This is a genomic window from Ensifer sp. EB106-03-01-XG145 (assembly GCF_058792075.1).
Genome location: NZ_JBYTEC010000046.1, coordinates 1 through 17,719, shown reverse-complemented (window position 1 = coordinate 17,719; position 17,719 = coordinate 1). Strand labels below are relative to the sequence as shown.

The window sequence follows — 17,719 nt, the reverse complement described above, 5'->3', positions numbered from 1 at the left end:
ATCGGCAGAAAGTTTGAATCAGAACCCATCTGATTTGCAAAGCCCAAATGATTCAATCAGTCAGGGAAACGCTCTAAGCGCGGAATGCGCGTCATCGCCACATAGAAGAAAGAGTAGATGACAATCGCGATGGCCACGATGTCCGCAATCAGCGTCCACCGTTTGGCTAGCGTATGGAACAGGAACGAGCCGATGCCGAGTGATGCCGTTAGCAAGGCCAGCACAAATAGCTGCTTTTCAGCCTGGCCTGTGCGCGGCTGGCGGAGCAATATGGCGGCCGCAGCTAGGAGGAAAGCTCCATTTGTGAGCGCGTTGAACGCTCCCGTCTGCAACTGCAGGGAAAGCTCGTAGGCGACGACGAAGACGGTCAGGCACTTAAAGACATCCTTCGCATGGGCACATCAGCGGGCGGCGCCAGGGCAAAGGCCGTCGTCGCGTGGAACGAGGAAACAGGCGAATTCAGCGAGCGGCCACTCTTGATCGGACCCGACATCGAGAGCGAGCAGTTGGTTTCGACTGTTGCTGAACACGTTGGCGCGCCCTACCAGGTGTTGCGCAAAGAGCGACTTGGGGACCGTGATGTCAGAATATCCCTGCCAGGCACGGAAGGCTTCGGCGACCGAACGCCAGTACTCATGGACGATATCGTCTCTTCGGCGCAGACCATTATCGAAACCGCGCGCCAGCTTCATGCAGGCGGCCTTCCGCGTCCGGTATGCGTTGCGGTCCATGCGCTCTTCGCTGGTGATAGCTTCGCCAACCTGAAGAAAAACTCAGTTCACATCGCCACCACGAATACGGTCGTCCATTTCTCGAATGCGATCGACATTTCGGAGCCGCAGTAGCGGAGTTTCTCCAAGGCTCCGAACCGGGCCGTCAGAAGCAGATAAGACGCCGATATCGAGGGTTCCAATAAGGCGCGGCAATGACACGTGCTGAGTGCACCCATGCAAGAGTGCAAATTGACGGGAATCAATGCACTGCCCTTTCGGTTGCCGCATCATTACTCTCCGCCTTGGGCTCGTAACCGTCCGCTGAAGAGGCGCAACAGCTTGGGAGTTCGCTCCAATGCAGCATGAGCAAACTACAGCGTCCCACCACGCACATGCCGGCCAGACGGCTGCGGCCACCGGCGACGCGCTCGCCAAGGATCCGATCTGCGGAATGATGGTCGACAAGGCGACGGCGCTGACCTTGGAGCGCGGCGGACGCACATACTATTTTTGCAGCCAGACTTGCCTGCGAACCTTCGAGGACCCGGAACGCGAACTCAAGTCCATGCGCACCCGGGTTGCGATCGCCCTCACCGGGGTTCTGGCGCTTGCCATCCTCCGCGCCGGAGCCTTCATCGCGCTGGCCGCCGGTGCCACACTTCTGACCTGGGTTCCGATCCCAGCACTGCCCTGGTTCACCTGGGGCGTCTGGCTGTTCATCCTGGTGACGCCGGTGCAGTTCATCGGCGGCTGGAGCTTCTACGTCGGTGCCTGGCAGGCCATCCGCAGCCGCATGATCAACATGGATTTCCTGATCGCGCTCGGGACGACCGTCGCTTACCTCTACAGCGTCGTGGTCGTCTTCGCGCCCAACCTTCTCCCGGTCAAAGTCGAAGAACGCGACGTCTATTTCGAAGTCTCGGCGGTCATCATCGCGTTTGTCCTACTTGGCAAGTACATGGAGGAGATCATCAAGAAACGGTCGTCGGCCGCCGTCCGCCGGCTGCTGGACCTCAGGCCTGCCGTCGCCCATGTCCTGCGCGATGGAGTCGAGACCGAGATACCCGCCGAGTCGATCATGGTCGGTGAGACCGTGGTCGTCCGGCCCGGCGAGCGAATCCCGACCGACGGCGAGGTGGTGGAGGGGCAATCGTCAGTGGACGAATCCATGCTCACCGGCGAATCCATGCCGGTGGAAAAATCTGAAGGTTCGAAGGTGATCGGAGCGACGATCAATCGCAGCGGCATGTTGCGCTTCCGGGCCACGCACGTGGGCAAGGACACGGCGCTTTCCCAGATCATCCGGATGGTCGAGCAGGCGCAGGCAAGCACGGCGCAGGTGCAACGGCTGGCCGATCAGGTGACGCGCTACTTCGTGCCGGCGGTTGTCGGCGTGGCGCTCCTTGCTTTCGTCGGATGGTGGGTTGCCGGCGACTTCCCGCAGGCGCTCCTTGCCTTCATCGCTGTGCTTATCATCTCTTGCCCCTGCGCGCTCGGTGTCGCTACGCCTGCGGCGTTGATGGTCGGTGTTGGAAAAGGCGCTGAGGCTGGCATCCTCATTCGCGGCGCCGAGGTGCTGGAACGGGCCAGGAAGCTCGAGATCGTCGTCTTCGACAAGACAGGCACGCTGACGCGCGGCGAACCGGATGTGACCGACATCATTGTGCTTGCTGGCAACAGCGAAGCTGACGTGTTGCGCATTGCCGCCGCGGTCGAGGTCGGATCCGAGCACCCGCTCGGTGAGGCGATCGTACGTGCCGCGAGCCATAGGCAGTTGATCTACCCCGTCGTTGCCGGCTTCGAGGCTATGCCCGGAAAGGGCATCAGAGGAAATGTCGACGGACGGCGTGTTGCCCTCGGCAACCGCCAATTCTTCCGCGATGAAGGCATTGCGATCGCAGACGCCGAACAGGCGATGTGGCCTCTTGAAGAAAAAGGCAAGACCGCCATGATCGTCGCTGCGGATGGTGCGGCCATCGGTGTCATCGCCGTCGCCGACACGCTCAAGCCCGAAGCGAAGGAGGCGATTGCGGCGCTTCGCAGCGAGGGAATCGAGGTCGTCCTGCTCACCGGCGACAATGAGCGCACCGCGAGGGCAGTTGCCCGCCAGCTCGGCATTGACCGGGTCATTGCCGAGGTACTGCCGGGCGACAAAGCTCGAATCGTCAAGGAGTTGCAAGCGGGCGGCAAGATGGTGGCAATGGTCGGTGACGGCGTCAACGACGCTCCGGCGCTCGCCACCGCCGACATCGGCATCGCGATCGGCTCGGGTTCGGACGTCGCCAAGGAAACTGGCGGGATCGTTTTGATCAAGGACGACGTGCGTGAGGTCGTGATGGCGATCCGGCTGTCACGCGCGACCCTCCGCAAGATCAAGCAGAACCTTTTCTGGGCCTTCATCTACAACAGCATCGGCATACCCGTCGCCGCCCTCGGCTTCCTCAATCCCATCATAGCCGCGGCGGCCATGGCGCTCAGCTCGTTGTCGGTGATCGTCAATTCCGCACTGCTGAAACGAGCGAAAATCTCGTTGGTACGTTGATGGAGAAGTGAAATGAGTACAAAACCCCTTCAACACTCCCCGGAATCCCGCCCCGCATCCGGCACGCGGCCACGGACGGGTCCGTACCGTCTTGCATGGGCGTGCCTGCCCGTAATGTTGGCGCTCGGAGGAGTGGTCCTCGTGCTGTTCGGTGTCTCGTGGTGGACGCTGCTGACCCTCGTACTACTGCTTGCATGTCCGGCGGTGATGGCGACGGTCACCTATCTCAGCCTGCAGCCGCTGCCAACACCCGAGCAGAAAGGCGATCGCGGCGACTCCAACGGGTGACTGCCGTTGATCGTGCACACTGCGCCCGCAATGAAGAGGCCTCTCATGAGGATGGGGAACAACTCGATCGACGAGCTTCGCCAACTTCAGCAGGAGACGTTTGACTACTTTCTCAACGAAGTGAACCCCGCGAATGGCCTAATCCTCGACAAGACGGCCCCGAATTGGCCGGCCAGCATCGCGGCCACAGGTCTCGCGCTCGCCTGCTACCCCGTCGCGGTGGAGCGCGGTCTGATGACCCGCGAGGCGGCCATGGCACGAACGCTGGCCACACTCCGCTTTTTCTGGCAGAGCCCGCAAGGCCCGGAACCCGACGCCGCGGGATATAAGGGTTTCTACTATCACTTTCTCGACATGACGACCGGCCGTCGCGCTTGGCAATGCGAGCTGTCGACGATAGACAGCGCCCTCCTATATGCCGGGGCCCTGGCCGCGGCTGCGTATTTTGATGCGGCGGATGCTCGCGAACGGGAGATATCCGAGATCGCCGACGCGCTCTACCGCCGGGCGGACTGGCAATGGGCACTGAACGGTGGCGCGACGGTGACGCATGGCTGGAAACCCGAGAGCGGCTTCCTGGAATACCGCTGGGAGGGCTACAACGAGGCGCTGCTGCTCTACGTTCTTGGGCTCGGATCGCCAACCCATCCACTCCCGGAATCGTGCTACGACGCTTGGACCTCCTCCTATCGGTGGGAGAGTTGCTACGGCTATGAGTATCTCTACGCGGGACCACTCTTCACGCATCAACTGTCTCACGTCTGGATCGACTTTCGCGGGATTCAGGACGCCTACATGCATGGTAAGGGAATCGACTATTTCGAAAACAGCCGGCGGGCAACTTACGTGCAGCGGGCTTATGCGATCGAGAACCCCCGCAAGTTCGAGGGCTATCGCGAATGCTGTTGGGGGATAACTGCAAGCGAGGGGCCTGGCCCCGCAACGCTCAAGTCGAAGGGCATTGAGCGAGAGTTCTATGACTACGTCGGCCGCGGCGTTCCCTATGGACCGGACGACGGCACGCTTGCCCCTTGGGCTGTTGTCGCCTCCTTGCCGTTCGCCCCGGAAATCGTCCTGCAGGCGATCGACTATTGCATCCATCAGGCCAAGCTGAAGACGTTGAACCGATACGGTTTCAAGGCCGCCTTCAACCCCACCCATCCGGGCGAGCCCGGCAACCCGTATGGCTGGTGGGTGTCGCCATGGCATTTTGGGCTGAACCAGGGCCCGATCGTGCTGATGATAGAGAACTACCAAAGCGGCTTGCCGTGGAACCTGATGCGCAGATGCCCCCACATTACCGCGGGCCTGCGTCGCGCTGGCTTCAGCGGCGGCTGGCTATCAGCGACGTGATCGTCGCCCCCCGCCGATCGGGCATTTTCTTGATCGGCATCAAAGCTGGCCGCAACAAAGTTCGGTAGCATTAACAATGACGCTTGAAGCGCAGATCTTTAACGATCCGCGAGACTGCACCTGACAAGATGGAGGCTACTATGCATGACAGTGCTCCTGCCTACGGCCTTTGGTCATTGGTGATCGTCAATTCCGCGATCTTCATCATCTTCGCCTTCTCCTTCTTCCGCCCGCAGACAAAGCGTGACTGGCGGTCGTTCGGTGCATTCAGCGCTTTCCTCGTCGCACTGTTCACGGAAATGTACGGCTTTCCCCTGACGATCTATCTGCTCTCCGGCTGGCTGCAGAGCCGCTATCCCGGCATCGACTGGTTCTCGCACGATGCAGGACACCTTCTCGAGGAGCTGTTCGGCTGGAGGACCAACCCGCATTTCGGCCCATTCCACCTCCTGAGCTTCGTCTTCATCGGTGGAGGATTCCTGCTGATATCCGCGGGCTGGAAGGTGCTTTACGAAGCCCAGAGCCGACAGGCCCTAGCCACGACCGGGGTCTACGCGCACGTCCGCCATCCGCAGTACGTCGGCTTCGTACTGGTAATGCTGGGCTTTCTGCTGCAATGGCCGACGTTGCTGACCCTCGCGATGTTCCCGATTCTGGTTTTCATGTACGTGCGGCTGGCGCGCATGGAAGAACGTGAAACCCTCGCAGAATTCGGACCCGCATACGAACAATACATGCGCGAGGTGCCGGCCTTCATTCCGCGTCTAGGCAGATTCACGCGCGTCTCGAAACCGGATGCCGAGGGGCGGAACCAGCAGAGACGACACCGCAATAAGCAGGTCTTTCGAATGGGAGGACGGCCATGTTGCATTCAGGAAGGTATAGGTCTGAAGCGACCGCAGTTGCTCTGGCGCGCGAGTATCGGTCGGTTTGGCGGCAATGCCTGCTGACGCTCCTCGCCATCGCCTTCATGACCGCGTTCGCGACATCTCATGCCTCGGCCGCGTCCGAAGGCGAGAACTACCGGGTCGTCGATGATCTCGCCGTCTACCTCGGGATCCTGCCCGCCGCCATGATACGGGGCCATCCGAAGGAGCATCGCGAAACGAGCATGCACGATGGCGCGACCAGTGGAGCGCACCAGTACCATATCGTGGTCGCGATCTTCGACGCGCTGAGCGGAGCGCGGATCGAAAACGCCGGAGTGACGGCGACCGTGTCGGGCCTGGGCCATGTCGGCATGAAAACGATCGAATTGCAGCCAATGGCGATCGCCGAAACAGTCACTTACGGCAACTTCGTCACGCTGCTCGGCACCGACCGGTACGATATCCAACTCCGGATCAGCGTCCCCGGCCGGGAGCATCCTGTTCGGGTCGGTTTCGCGTATCAGCACACGAGATGAGGCACGGGCAACCGATTGACATGTTAGATGCCGATATTCCGTATCTTTCACATCGTCTACGTGGCCACGGCGTTCGCGCTGGGAAGCGCCCTGCGGCGCCTTCATTTCCTCCCCTCGAAACCGCCCTCGTCCGAGCGATTTCGCGTTAGTCTCGAAAGCCTTGGTACGACGTTCATCAAGTTTGGCCAGGCGCTCAGCATACGCCGAGACATCTTGCCCGATGACTACGTCGTCGCCTTGCAGAAGCTGCAGGACCATGTTTCGCCCTTCCCCACGAGCGTCGCCATCGAGGAGATCGAGCGCGGCCTTGGCAGGCCCGTACCGGAGTTGTTTGTCGACTTAGAGAAAACGCCGCTTGCCGCGGCCTCCGTCGCGCAGGTGCATGGCGCACGCCTTCGGGACGGAAGAAGTGTCATCGTCAAGGTTCGCCGGCCAGGCCTGAAGCGTCAGATCAATCAGGACATGCGTTCCCTGTTCTGGCTTGCGCGCGTGGCGACGGTCATCATGCCGCGCCTGCGCCACTATCAGCCGCTGCGCATCGTCTCGGAGATATGGACCAATCTCTTAAAGGAGATCGATTTCTGCCGCGAGGCAAGAAGCATCAGGAGCTTCGTGACGGCCTTCGCCGATTGGCCGACCCTCAAGATTCCGGATGTGGTCGATGATCTCGTCTCAGAGACCGTGATCGTCCAGGAGCGAAGCAGCGGGTTGCGGATCGATGACGCATCCTTGAGATCGGACGGTCCTCGCCTCGCTGGAAACTTCGTCGACGCCTACCTTCATCAGATTTTCGTGTTGGGAGTGTTTCATGCCGACCCGCATCCGGGCAATCTCTTCGTCACCAAAGACGGCCGGCTTTGCCTCCATGATTTCGGAATCGTCGGGTTTCTCGATCGGGGCATGCGACGCAAGCTCGCCGCCTTTGCCACGGCCTTCGTTCGTCAGGACGCCGATTGGCTCCTCCAGGCCGCGATTGATCTCGGAATTTTGGGCGGAGAACTGGACCGGAGCGAGTTTCGTCGCGGCCTAGTGGAGATCATCGGCGACTATGCGGCGCTGCCGCTCAAGGATTGGTCACTGGCGGAAGCGATCTTGCGCGTGACGCGGCTCGGGCAGGCCCAAAATGTCTTTGTCCCGCTGGATCTTCTTGTTCTGATGCGTACGATGTTTCTTGCCGAGCACACCGTGCGCATCCTCGATCCTGATTTCCAGCTTCTCGAAACCCTGCAGTCAAAGGCCCCTGGCATCCTGGGAGCGGCGATGAAGCGGACCGATTGGGCAACCACGATAAATCGCCTAAGGCTCGATGCCGCGGATACCGCGCACGACCTGCCGTCGCTGCTCAGCACATGGGTCCAGCAGCTTGCTCGGGAAGGCAGTGGCCTCAGGCTCAGTCTGCATGTGCGCGAACTCAAGGGCCTGCATGAGCACCTCGACAGGAGCAGCAATCGGCTCGTGCTCGCCCTTATCGCTGCCGGTCTCTTCGTGTCCGGCGCGTTGCTCATGAAAGTCGCGGGACCACGTGTTTTTGGCGAGGTTCCGGTGTTCGCTGCGTTCGCCTTTGCTCTCGCGCTATGGTTCACGCTTCGCCTCCTGCGGGCGATCTCCCGCTCCGGCAGGCTCTGAAACCAGGACGGCAAGAGCCAGTGGGAGTTCGTGTTGCGACGCCGGCTTTACGAAAGGAGATCAGCCATGCTTGCGCTGACGATATCGGACCTCATCGCCACGGATGATCCGGTCGAGGTCGTGGAACGCAAAGGTCTGGGCCATCCGGATACGATCTGCGACGCCCTCGCCGAGACGCTTTCCCGGAATCTCTGCCGCATCTATCAGCAGCGTTTCGGCCGCATTCTCCATCACAACGTCGACAAGGCGCTCTTGTGCGGAGGCCGCTCCACCCCTGCTTTCGGCGGCGGCTCGGTCGATACGCCGATCAATATCTATCTGGCCGGACGGGCGACATCGCTGCTCGGCGATGAGGCCATCCCGATTGAAGACATCGCGATCGAAGGGTCGCGGTCATGGCTGCAAGCCAACCTGCATGCGCTCGACGTCGACCGTCACGTGCGAATTCACGCGCTCGTCCAGCCGGGTTCGCAAGACTTGCGCGAACTGTTCTCCCGCGATGACCGGACGCCGCTCGCCAACGATACCTCGTTCGGCACCGGCTACGCTCCAGCGAGCGCACTCGAAAGTCTCGTGCTTGCGGTGGAACGCCGCATCAACGGGCGCGGCCGCAGGCAAGACCACCCGGCCTGGGGCGAGGACGTCAAGGTGATGGGCGTGCGCCGTGGCCAGTCGGCCCGCCTGACGGTCGCATGCGCCATGATCGACCGTCACGTCGCCCACGTCGACGATTACCTGGCGGAAAAGTCCGCGCTCTGCGCCGTTGTGCGGGAACTTGCGCAGCGCCACGGCTTTCACGAATGCGAGGTCGGGATCAACACTGCCGACGATAACCCTTCCGGCAGGTTCTATCTCACCGTAACGGGAACCTCCGCCGAGGCAGGCGACGACGGGCAAGTGGGCCGGGGTAACCGCGTCAACGGCCTCATTACGCCCTGCCGGCCGATGAGCCTCGAAGCGGCGGCAGGCAAGAACCCAGTCACGCATATCGGAAAGATCTACAATGTCGTCGCGCAGCGAATCGCGGAGACCATCGTCAACGCGGTCCCAGGTGTTGACTCCGCCCACTGCCTGACGGTTAGCCGCATCGGCGACCCCGTAAATCGGCCGTCGGTGTTACACGTGAAGGTCGCGACGCACAGTGGATTGGCTGTCTCTGACATCAGGCCGCAGTTAGCAAGTGTCGCGGAAGACCACCTCAACCGGTTGCAGACGCTGATTGGCGAATTCGTGGCCGGCACGATCGCCGTCTTCTGACTGCCGCACATCAGATAGGTCGCCACATTATCAAAGCGCCCTGACGCTGGATGGAAGCGCGCGGTCGGCGTTCCATGCTGCTTTTGATCTTGGCTTCGACATGCCTCCGCGGACTGCGGCAAAAGACCCTAAGGGTTCCACTCTGAATTAAGAGGAGGGCGTCTCAGTCTTTGCCGTCCCGCAAAGACCGTACACACGTAACATGCGATGTTTCCCAAAAGGCTGCGGAAGGAAGGCTGCGACCCCTCGAAAACACCGGCTCGCAGCAAGCGGGCCGCCGTGGTGTGGGCCGCCGCCGGATTGGCGCTGTCGCTCGCCTTGTCAGCCAGCGATGCGGCTGCGAAACGGATCGCCCAAACCGGGGTCGTGTTCACCGCGGACGAACTGGGCAGGACGGTAAGCCGCCTCGACCTGTCTTCGGGCGAGGCTAGGACCGTTCCGGTCACAGTCTCCCCGCACAATGTCCAGATCACGGCCAACGGTCAGACCCTGCTTGTCGTCGGGACGAAGCCCACGAAGGAGGTGGGCGAGCACCCGGCGCACGTCGTGGCCGACCCTGCCGGCAGGTACGCGCTGGTCACCAATTCGGAAGACTACAATGTCAGCGTCATCGATCTGACATCCGCCAGACCGCAGGCAGCGATAGCGACGGGGGGCTTCTCGCACGGTCTCAGAATCAGCCCGGACGGGAGGGAAGCCTATGTCGCCAACGTTAAGGACGGCACGGTTTCGGTTCTCGATCTCGAAGAGTCCAGCGAACTGGCGCGAATACAGCAAAGCCCCCGTGCAGGTCGGGTTCTCGCCCAACGGGGCCGAGGTCTATGTGTCCCTCAGAGACGAGAACAAACTCGCCGTCATCGACACGAAGAGCCGGAAGGTAACCAGCCGTATCGCCGTGGGCGCCGGCCCCATTCAGGTTCACGCGACACCGGACAAACGCTTGGTGCTGGTTGCCAACCAAGGAACTGAAGCGGTACCGGGCGACACGGTCTCCGTCATCGACGCGGCAAGCCGCACCGTCGTGAAGACGATCCGCACCGGCCCCGAAGCGCACGGTATCGCGGTCGATGACCAAGGACGGCTCGCCTTTGTCACAAACGTCCACGCCGACAGTCTATCGGTAGTCGATCTATGGACCCTCGATGTCCTGGCGACCGTTCCAGTCGGCGATGGGCCGAACGGCGTCACGTACTCGAGGTGACCGGCCGAGGGAGATCGGCCGCGTACATGGCAAAGGCTTACACATGCGTGCGATGAAGAGCATCGAACTTGGCACCAGACGGAAAGGGAAGCACAACGGATAAATTCAGGTGGAGTTTTTCGGGACATCGAGCTGCACCAGAACCACTCCGACCAGAACAGCGCCAACGCCGATGAACTGGATCCAATCGAGGCGTTCAGCAAAAAAGGCGGCGCCGATTCCAATTCCGATCAAGGGCGTTAGAAAAGCAAAAGCGTTGGCTCGGTTCAGACTGGTGGACTCCAGTGTCGCGAACCAGAGCCAATAGGGCAGCGCGGTGACCAACAAGGCCAAAATTGCTGTAACCGCAAGAAACTCGCCAGACCAGGCGATGGCCGAAACGTCTTCCGTCAGCAAGGAGAGCACCACGAGCGGCAAGGCGCCGATCAGGAACTGGAAAGCCATTGCCATCGCGGCGTCAACTCCGCCCGTAAGGCGTTTCATGACGACATTGCCGCTTGCCACCCCAGTTGCGGCGAGCAGAATGTAGCCAATTCCCAGATCGAATTCGGGCATTTCGTTGGAAAGAATACCGGGCCAGGCAATGGCGACTATGCCCGCGAATCCAACAGCAAATCCGAGCTGGCCCGCAGAATTGAGCCGCTCATCCAGCACGATGCGTCCGAGAAGTGCGGCCAACAGCGGCTGCGCGTTGGCGATTATAGTGGCGATTCCGGGCGAAACGAACTCGGCGGCATGAAACATGCCAATGAAGCCGAGCGTCGTCGTGCCGAACCCAGCTACGGCGATCAACAACCATGTGATGGCGCCGCGCGGCACTGGCCGGCCGAGAAGAAAGGCCACAACGAAAAGCCCGACGCCCGCCAACGACGCGCGCGTCGCAGCAAAAGCAAGGTGGGGCGCGAAACCGAGGCCGACCGTGATCAGCGGGAAGCAAGAAGCCCAAAGCGCCATCACGGCCACAAGGCGAAGCACAGTGCCAAATGTCATCGGTTCTAGCGCCAACGATTTTCTGGATCAGGACCTGAGCAAGGATAGCCTCAGCGCGGCCGCGATACCATGGCCGGAGCAGAGTCGCCTGCATCTTACCGTTTTGCGACGAGCTTCGAGTAGTGAAACGGCCCGATCGAAGGCGGTCTCGGCCATGCAGTCTCCGCATGAGCGGCAACCGGCTACGGCCGCATGAAGGCCTGAATCTCTTCGGGAAAAATCTTGCCGTCCCTGTTGGCATCCACTCTGTCGAAGATCCGCTTCTGAATTGCGGACATTTCTTCAAACGAGATTCCACCGTCTTCCCTTCGATTTGGGAGGCCAAGGAGTGACTGCGTAGCCTGGGATAGAGGGTGCGATGACAGAAAATCTAGGGATGGAGGCCGCGGCTTCCTTAGACACGATGACAGAGCGGCATATAGCGGCGATGTCGGCAGCTGCCGATGCCGTGCGCGAATGGGACGTCCGTCGGGCCGCCGGCGACGCTACCAGCGTAGTTTATGCAAATGCTCTGCTGGAGGTGGCGAAAGAGGAAGAGGCGGCAAGGGTTGGCATCGTCGAATTCCAGCCGCGCAACGATCGGGGCTAAAGCTGACCTGCATCGCGGCGTATCTGTTCGCGAACAATGGGGTGCTTAAGGCAAAAGGAGATGGAGGTCGTCAAGAGGACGACGGGGCCCTTTGAACAGAAAACCAAGCCGCCTCGCGGGCGGATTCTTATCTTAGTTGTTAATCTGCCATGCTGCCAGCGAGCGTCAGTGCGAAATGTTGATCTGCGGGACGGGCGGGAACCGGTGCGCTCCGGCGCGCCGACACGCAGAGCGAAGACCGGGTGGGCGCCGCCCGTTTTCGGAAGGTCCAGCAGGATGTCCAGGCGTTGCCCCATCGAAATCGGGAAGCGGTTCCCCGGGAACGGTTGGACGGCCTGTCCGTCGACCGCGACGAGCCTTCCGTTCAGGCTTCCGGTATCGGTCGTGAACGCGGTCGCCGTCGCGCCATTGATGATCCCGAGACGGTCGCGGCCGCCTTTTTCGGTGTGAACCACCTGAGGATCGCCAAGCGTGCGGTCATTGGCGAGATAGGCATCGTACTCAATGTCGTTCAGGTCCATGGCTGCCATTCCCGGCATCGTCGCCCCGGACATGTGCCCTCCGTGCATTCCGCCTGCCATGCCTTGCATCATGGCACTATGGTCCATGGCCATGCCGCCGCTGGAGCCAGCCACCTTGAGCTTGCTGAGCAATTCTTCTGCAGGATGAAGGAAAAGTCATGTAGCAGAGTCACCACCTCCTGCCCGTCGCGTTTGACGTCTTCGGCGCTTCTGACGATCAGCGGTGCGGGAAGCAGGTTCTGTTCCTGGAGGGTATGGGCATGCATCCAATGCGTGCCGCCGGCACCCGCCGGAAACGTGTAACGGCGGGTCTCCGTGGCCGACAACAGGGCGGCCGGGTTATCTGGTACGCCATCCATTGCCCAGGGGGGCGTCAGGCCATGCTAGTGGATGAGCGTGGGCGCGTCGATGTTTGTCGTTCGACGACTGGACCGCAGTAGGTTGCGGTATTTTGACCCGCAGCGGGCCCTCAATGGCCTCGCTACTCCGCCGGCAATTGGCCCTCCCCGATCCCTGGTTTGAACCCTTCCTCCGCTGATGCGGAGAGTCGTCGGTTGCCAGCGATCCTGCGTCGCAGCCATCTCGTCGGCCGCCGCTGACAAGGGAAAAAGGTCAAACACATGAACGCCGTGAATTCCTGAAGCACTTGATGACAAGAGTCGCCATTGTCGGCTCCGCTTCCACATTGTTCTCCGCTATAGCCTGGTCGCAAGCAGCCTCCGGGGGCCTCACGCCATCACTCGACGCCGCAACGCGATCGCTTTCCATCGCCAAGCGGGTCATCGAGGTCAATGGCAAGGCTGCCGACGTCTTCGGTCTCCTTCAGCCCAACGGCACAACGGGCCTCACGCTACAAGCGGGCGAACAATTCGATGTCGCCCTCTCCAACAAAGGGCAGCGCAAGGAAATCGAGCAGATGGACGGGATTCGAGCGAGATTGAACCCCTCCGGATAAGACCCGTGAGGACCGACCCGTCCGATCACATTCCGAGCGCCGCGTGCGTGCCAAGCGTTGCAGCGGCCAGCACAAGATAACGCGTCGTCTTTTCGACGGCGACCAGCTGAAGGAAGGACCACCAGGGCTCCCCCAGCAAGTACGGTCAACGCGTCTCCGAAGACCGGCATCCACGACATCAGCAGCGACCACCGCCCGTAACGCCGGTACAATCGCGCCGCCCTTTCCAGCAAGGAGGCCTTCACCGGGAACCAGGGTCGGTCGTGAAACCGATCGATGAATCGCCTGAGCACGCCGTTCAAGGCTGCTCCCAGCACGTTGCCGATGCTTGCGACGACGAGAACCCACAGCGTCGAGAATTGGCCTGACACGAGCATGCCAACAAGCAGGGGCTCTGATTGAAAGGGCAGCACTGTCGCTGCGCCGAACGCGACGAGAAACAATCCGCGATACGCGGTCAGGCTAGCCATGCAACCTCGCTCGGAGTGCGGGACAAGGGGCGCGCCGCGGGCCATGCAACCGTGTCCCCGTCTGCCCGAAAGCGGCAACGTACTTCAGTGCCACAGAATAGACGCGAATCGCATCAAGGATAGAACCTGACAATTGACAACTTCCGGGCTGCTGTTAGTCCTCCGACATGGGCAAGATGTATCGAATCACATTTTCAAAGATGCTGGTTCTGCTCCGCTTGGTGATCATCGTGTCACTGGCGGGATACTCCCTGCCGACCGCGTCGGCTGCCATGCACCCGTCATGGTCCGGGTCGGAGGTCTTGCAGTCCCACGATCACCATGGCCAGGTGGATGACCACCACGAAGCGGCGGCGGGCCACCATTCGGACGGTGACCACGCGTCCTCGCCTGATGACGCTACGCTGAAAATCGCCAAGCAGGAATGCTGCGGCAGCTTTTGTGCCAGCATGGCCATCGTAGCCAGCAGCGTCCCTGTCGGCGGCGAGCGTCTGGCCGTCATCCGGGAATTCATCGACGACGCCAGCGTCATGGGCGAGATCCCGTCGCTCCACCGTCCCCCGAATATCTGATAGACCGCACCCGTTCTACGGGTCTCACCGCGCGTTGCGAGCGTCATTCCTCTCAGCGCCGATGCCATCTCCTGTTCGGACAAGATCATGAAACCCCTATTTCTGGTGGCCGCCTTGCCGCTTATCGCAAGCGGATGCGCAGCCACACTGCCTCCCGACGTCATTGCATCGGGCGACCTCGCGGCATCGCCGGCTGAAGTCCGCCCCCTCAGATATACGAGCCCGGTTTCGGGCTACACCCACCGCGCTCCGGTCGATCCCAAGCCATGGCGCAACCAGAATGACGCGCAGGCTCCGGAAGGAGACGCGTCATGACCCCACGCGCGTTGAAGCTGGCTGCGACGCTCGCCCTCCCCTTGGTCGTCGGAGGCTGCGTGTCGGCCACCGAATATGCGGCCAAGGACGCGGGTTTTCCTTCGGTCGAAGCCAGGACCTCCGAGGCGACGGGCAAGCAGACCGTCTGGGTCCAGAACCAGCAGCAGGCGCGGGTCGTCTCCGACCGCGTCAGGACGCTGATCGCCAAGAAGACCCTCGACGTGGACACGGCGGTCCAGGTCGCGCTCCTGAACAACAAGGGCCTGCAGGCCGCCTATGCGGATCTGGGGGATTCGGCCGCCGACGCATGGCAGTCGACGATGTTCGTCAACCCGACGGTCTCTATCGGATTCAACGGCGTTGGCGCGCCTGGCATCGAGGCATTCAGGTCGATCGAGGGAGCGATCACATCGAACATCCTGGCCCTCGCCACGCGCGACCGGGATATCGCCATCGCCGACACCCGGTTCCGCCAGGCACAGTTGAACGCCGCATTGCGGACCCTTCAGCTCGCCGCGGACACCCGCCGCGCCTGGATCAACGCCGTTGCTGCGTGGGAGACCGTCGCCCAGCTCAATCAGGCCCAGGCGGCCGCCGATGCCGCGTCCGAGCTTGCCCAGAAACTTGGCGAGACAGGCGCGATGTCGAAGGGCTCGCAGGCCCGCGAACATGTCTTCTACGCGGAGCTGGTCGGGCAATCGGCGAAGGCCCGGCTGGAGGCCCGGCTCGCAAAGGAGGAGCTGACGCGGCTGATGGGACTCTGGGGGTCGGATGTCGACTACCAGGTGCCGAACCGCCTGCCCTCTCTGCCGAAGGGAGTCATGAAGCGCGACCTCATCGAGGCGGAGGCCCTGCAGCGCCGCGTCGACCTGCAGATGGCCAAGCTGGACCTCGACGCAACGGCGAAATCCTACAAGCTGACCGAAGCCACCCGCTATGTCACCGACCTCGAACTCCTGACCGGCTTCGAGACGGAGCGGGAAAAGGAGGATGGCGACGTCCAGACCGAGACGACAGGTATCGCTGAGCTCGAGTTCGTGATTCCGATCTTCGACAGCGGCAAGGCCCGCATGCGCAAGGCGGAACTCGCCTACATGCGGTCGGCGAACCTGCTCGCCGAGAAGGCCGTCAACGTCCGCTCCGAGGCGCGCTCCGCCTACCAGGCCTACCGCTCCAACTACGACATCGCCCGGCACTACAGGAACAGTGTCGTGCCGTTGCGCACCAAGATCGAAGAGGAGTCCCTCCTCACCTACAACGGCATGATCACCAACACATTCGAACTGCTCGCCGACAGCCGTGAGAAGGTCAATTCCATCCTCCTCGCGGTCAATGCGAAGCGAGACTTTTGGCTGGCCGAGGCCAACCTCGCCCCGGCGATCTACGGCGGCGGTGCGGGAGCCGCCTCAGGAGAAACCGAAGTCGCGGCGGCCGCCGAAAGCGGCGGCGGCGGGCACTGAGAAAGGAACAGGCTATGTTCAACAGAAGACAATTGCTCGGCGCGAGCGCCGCACTGGTGTCGACCGCCGCCTGGGCGAAGACCAACAACATGGGCCTGCCCGAGGCCGCGGTGATGGAAACGGCCGAGACCCAGACCCCGGTCAGACCGACATCCGGTCCCGACTACAATCCGGTCGTCACCCTCAACGGCTGGACGCTGCCCTACCGGATGAACAACGGGGTCAAGGAGTTCCACCTCGTCGCCGAGCCGGTCGAGCGGGAGATGGCCGAGGGCATGACCGCCTATCTCTGGGGTTACAACGGCCAGTCGCCGGGACCGACGATCGAAGCGGTCGAAGGCGATCGTGTCAGGATCTTCGTCACCAACAAGCTGCCGGAACACACGACCATCCACTGGCACGGCATGATCCTGCCATCGGGCATGGATGGTGTCGGCGGTCTGTCGCAGCCGCACATTCCGGTCGGCAAGACCTTTGTCTACGAATTCGACCTCGTGAAGTCAGGCACGTTCATGTACCACCCGCATTCCGACGAGATGGTGCAGATGGCGATGGGCATGATGGGCTTCTTCGTCATCCATCCAAAAGACCCGAAGTTCATGCCGGTTGACCGCGACTTCGTGTTCCTGCTCAACGCGTACGACATCGATCCCGGCTCCTACGTGCCGCGGATCATGGAGATGACCGACTTCAACATGTGGTGCTGGAACAGCCGCGTGTTTCCGGACATCAGCCCGCTGGTCGTCTCCAAGAACGACCGGGTGCGGGTGCGGGTCGGCAATCTGACGATGACCAACCATCCGATCCACATGCACGGCTACGACTTCGAGGTCACCTGCACCGATGGCGGCTGGGTGCGGCCGGAGGCGCGCTGGCCCGAGGTCAGCATCGACATTCCGGTCGGTGCAATGCGGGCCTATGAGTTCGACGCCAAGTACGTCGGCGACTGGGCGATCCATTGCCACAAGTCGCACCACACGATGAACGCCATGGGACATGACATCCCGACCTTCATCGGCGTGGACAAGAAGACGGTCGCCGAGAAGATCAAGAAGATCCGCCCGGAGTACATGCCTATGGGCACCAAGGGCATGGCCGACATGGGCGAGATGGAAATGGAGATCCCCGAGAACACCGTGCCGATGATGACCGGCTGGGGTCCGCACGGACCGATCGAAATGGGCGGCATGTTCTCGGTCGTGAAGGTGCGCGAGGGCATCTCGGCAGGCGATTACGCCGACCCCGGCTGGTACGAGAACCCGCCCGGAACCCAGGCCTGGGAGTGGACGGGCGAGCTCCCCGACGCAACCAAGACCAATGACGCGAAAACGCTGATCACGCCGAAGCATGGAAATCACGGCTGATCCCGCATGCCCATGTTCAACCAACCAAAGGACCAAACAATGAAACCTGCGATGCTCGGACTTCTCCTCGCCGCTATCGCCTCCCCGGCGCTCGCTTC

Annotated in this window: 16 protein-coding genes and 4 pseudogenes; 15 read left to right on the top strand and 5 right to left on the bottom strand. The window is 61.7% G+C overall.

Going from position 1 to position 17,719, the window contains the following annotated elements; translation table 11 throughout:
• Nucleotides 1–56 precede the first annotated feature (56 nt).
• Nucleotides 57–332 (bottom strand): ceramidase domain-containing protein, encoded by a 276-nt coding sequence (locus AC3WWH_RS34045; RefSeq protein WP_058325368.1) that lies wholly within the window; start codon nucleotides 330–332, stop codon nucleotides 57–59.
• 60 nt (nucleotides 333–392) lie between these two features.
• On the opposite strand from AC3WWH_RS34045, the gene AC3WWH_RS34040 reads away from it, so the two are divergent.
• From AC3WWH_RS34040 to AC3WWH_RS34000, 9 genes and pseudogenes are all read left to right on the top strand, one after another.
• Nucleotides 393–845 carry a phosphoribosyltransferase family protein gene (locus tag AC3WWH_RS34040; RefSeq protein ID WP_113399614.1) on the top strand — a complete coding sequence of 151 codons (453 nt, stop codon included), beginning with the start codon at nucleotides 393–395 and terminating at the stop codon, nucleotides 843–845.
• A gap of 223 nt (nucleotides 846–1,068) precedes the next feature.
• Nucleotides 1,069–3,255 (top strand): heavy metal translocating P-type ATPase, encoded by a 2,187-nt coding sequence (locus AC3WWH_RS34035; RefSeq protein ID WP_113399613.1) that lies wholly within the window; start codon nucleotides 1,069–1,071, stop codon nucleotides 3,253–3,255.
• A 12-nt stretch (nucleotides 3,256–3,267) separates the two neighbouring features.
• Nucleotides 3,268–3,543: a hypothetical protein gene (locus AC3WWH_RS34030; RefSeq protein WP_162752631.1), complete on the top strand. Its 276-nt coding sequence runs from the start codon at nucleotides 3,268–3,270 to the stop codon at nucleotides 3,541–3,543.
• Nucleotides 3,544–3,594: 51 nt separating this feature from the next.
• Nucleotides 3,595–4,896, top strand: a complete 1,302-nt coding sequence (locus AC3WWH_RS34025; protein WP_492377596.1) for a glucoamylase family protein — start codon at nucleotides 3,595–3,597, stop codon at nucleotides 4,894–4,896.
• 140 nt (nucleotides 4,897–5,036) lie between these two features.
• Nucleotides 5,037–5,669: pseudogene (locus AC3WWH_RS34020) on the top strand (methyltransferase family protein); the annotation flags it as partial.
• Nucleotides 5,670–5,866: 197 nt separating this feature from the next.
• Nucleotides 5,867–6,301, top strand: coding sequence for an iron transporter (locus AC3WWH_RS34015; protein ID WP_492377595.1), 435 nt, complete (start codon nucleotides 5,867–5,869; stop codon nucleotides 6,299–6,301).
• A gap of 213 nt (nucleotides 6,302–6,514) precedes the next feature.
• Nucleotides 6,515–7,927: an ABC1 kinase family protein gene (locus tag AC3WWH_RS34010; protein WP_492377594.1), complete on the top strand. Its 1,413-nt coding sequence runs from the start codon at nucleotides 6,515–6,517 to the stop codon at nucleotides 7,925–7,927.
• A 66-nt stretch (nucleotides 7,928–7,993) separates the two neighbouring features.
• Nucleotides 7,994–9,184, top strand: a complete 1,191-nt coding sequence (locus AC3WWH_RS34005; protein ID WP_113399609.1) for a methionine adenosyltransferase — start codon at nucleotides 7,994–7,996, stop codon at nucleotides 9,182–9,184.
• A gap of 823 nt (nucleotides 9,185–10,007) precedes the next feature.
• On the top strand, nucleotides 10,008–10,385 hold the full coding sequence (locus tag AC3WWH_RS34000) for a YncE family protein (protein ID WP_492377593.1): 378 nt from the start codon (nucleotides 10,008–10,010) through the stop codon (nucleotides 10,383–10,385).
• 105 nt (nucleotides 10,386–10,490) lie between these two features.
• Here AC3WWH_RS34000 and AC3WWH_RS33995 read toward each other — a convergent pair whose 3' ends face one another.
• Both AC3WWH_RS33995 and AC3WWH_RS33990 read right to left on the bottom strand, forming a co-directional pair.
• Nucleotides 10,491–11,375: a DMT family transporter gene (locus AC3WWH_RS33995; protein ID WP_058320989.1), complete on the bottom strand. Its 885-nt coding sequence runs from the start codon at nucleotides 11,373–11,375 to the stop codon at nucleotides 10,491–10,493.
• 182 nt (nucleotides 11,376–11,557) lie between these two features.
• Nucleotides 11,558–11,677, bottom strand: a pseudogene (locus AC3WWH_RS33990) (EF-hand domain-containing protein); the annotation flags it as partial.
• Between the two features lie 56 nt (nucleotides 11,678–11,733).
• Here AC3WWH_RS33990 and AC3WWH_RS33985 point away from each other — a divergent pair.
• Nucleotides 11,734–11,964, top strand: a complete 231-nt coding sequence (locus tag AC3WWH_RS33985; protein WP_245299054.1) for a hypothetical protein — start codon at nucleotides 11,734–11,736, stop codon at nucleotides 11,962–11,964.
• Between the two features lie 200 nt (nucleotides 11,965–12,164).
• On the opposite strand, the pseudogene AC3WWH_RS33980 reads toward AC3WWH_RS33985, so the two are convergent.
• Nucleotides 12,165–13,066, bottom strand: a pseudogene (locus AC3WWH_RS33980) (multicopper oxidase domain-containing protein); the annotation flags it as partial.
• A 68-nt stretch (nucleotides 13,067–13,134) separates the two neighbouring features.
• Here AC3WWH_RS33980 and AC3WWH_RS33975 point away from each other — a divergent pair.
• Complete coding sequence (locus AC3WWH_RS33975; protein ID WP_058320988.1) at nucleotides 13,135–13,440, top strand: cupredoxin domain-containing protein; 306 nt, start codon at nucleotides 13,135–13,137, stop codon at nucleotides 13,438–13,440.
• Between the two features lie 25 nt (nucleotides 13,441–13,465).
• Here AC3WWH_RS33975 and AC3WWH_RS33970 read toward each other — a convergent pair.
• A pseudogene (locus tag AC3WWH_RS33970) lies at nucleotides 13,466–13,910 on the bottom strand (YqaA family protein).
• A 167-nt stretch (nucleotides 13,911–14,077) separates the two neighbouring features.
• Here AC3WWH_RS33970 and AC3WWH_RS33965 point away from each other — a divergent pair.
• The 4 genes from AC3WWH_RS33965 to AC3WWH_RS33950 all read left to right on the top strand — a co-directional run bounded on the left by AC3WWH_RS33965 (nucleotide 14,078) and on the right by AC3WWH_RS33950 (nucleotide 17,621).
• On the top strand, nucleotides 14,078–14,482 hold the full coding sequence (locus tag AC3WWH_RS33965) for a hypothetical protein (protein ID WP_113399607.1): 405 nt from the start codon (nucleotides 14,078–14,080) through the stop codon (nucleotides 14,480–14,482).
• A gap of 87 nt (nucleotides 14,483–14,569) precedes the next feature.
• Nucleotides 14,570–14,797 (top strand): hypothetical protein, encoded by a 228-nt coding sequence (locus AC3WWH_RS33960; protein WP_113399606.1) that lies wholly within the window; start codon nucleotides 14,570–14,572, stop codon nucleotides 14,795–14,797.
• Complete coding sequence (locus AC3WWH_RS33955) at nucleotides 14,794–16,257, top strand: TolC family protein (RefSeq protein WP_113399605.1); 1,464 nt, start codon at nucleotides 14,794–14,796, stop codon at nucleotides 16,255–16,257. Before AC3WWH_RS33960 ends, AC3WWH_RS33955 begins: the two co-directional genes overlap by 4 nt.
• 14 nt (nucleotides 16,258–16,271) lie before the next feature.
• Entirely contained in the window at nucleotides 16,272–17,621 is a 1,350-nt protein-coding gene (locus tag AC3WWH_RS33950; protein ID WP_058321217.1) for a multicopper oxidase family protein, read from the top strand.
• Nucleotides 17,622–17,719 lie beyond the last annotated feature (98 nt).

Coding starts and splice junctions, on each gene's coding strand:
- AC3WWH_RS33975 (WP_058320988.1), top strand. CDS start 13,135: ATGACAAGAGTCGCCATTGTCGGCTCCGCTTCCACATTGTTCTCCGCT.
- AC3WWH_RS34035 (WP_113399613.1), top strand. CDS start 1,069: ATGCAGCATGAGCAAACTACAGCGTCCCACCACGCACATGCCGGCCAG.
- AC3WWH_RS33965 (WP_113399607.1), top strand. CDS start 14,078: ATGGGCAAGATGTATCGAATCACATTTTCAAAGATGCTGGTTCTGCTC.
- AC3WWH_RS34040 (WP_113399614.1), top strand. CDS start 393: ATGGGCACATCAGCGGGCGGCGCCAGGGCAAAGGCCGTCGTCGCGTGG.
- AC3WWH_RS34025 (WP_492377596.1), top strand. CDS start 3,595: ATGGGGAACAACTCGATCGACGAGCTTCGCCAACTTCAGCAGGAGACG.
- AC3WWH_RS33955 (WP_113399605.1), top strand. CDS start 14,794: ATGACCCCACGCGCGTTGAAGCTGGCTGCGACGCTCGCCCTCCCCTTG.
- AC3WWH_RS33985 (WP_245299054.1), top strand. CDS start 11,734: ATGACAGAAAATCTAGGGATGGAGGCCGCGGCTTCCTTAGACACGATG.
- AC3WWH_RS34030 (WP_162752631.1), top strand. CDS start 3,268: ATGAGTACAAAACCCCTTCAACACTCCCCGGAATCCCGCCCCGCATCC.
- AC3WWH_RS33995 (WP_058320989.1), bottom strand. CDS start 11,375: ATGACATTTGGCACTGTGCTTCGCCTTGTGGCCGTGATGGCGCTTTGG.
- AC3WWH_RS34015 (WP_492377595.1), top strand. CDS start 5,867: ATGACCGCGTTCGCGACATCTCATGCCTCGGCCGCGTCCGAAGGCGAG.
- AC3WWH_RS33950 (WP_058321217.1), top strand. CDS start 16,272: ATGTTCAACAGAAGACAATTGCTCGGCGCGAGCGCCGCACTGGTGTCG.
- AC3WWH_RS33960 (WP_113399606.1), top strand. CDS start 14,570: ATGAAACCCCTATTTCTGGTGGCCGCCTTGCCGCTTATCGCAAGCGGA.
- AC3WWH_RS34005 (WP_113399609.1), top strand. CDS start 7,994: ATGCTTGCGCTGACGATATCGGACCTCATCGCCACGGATGATCCGGTC.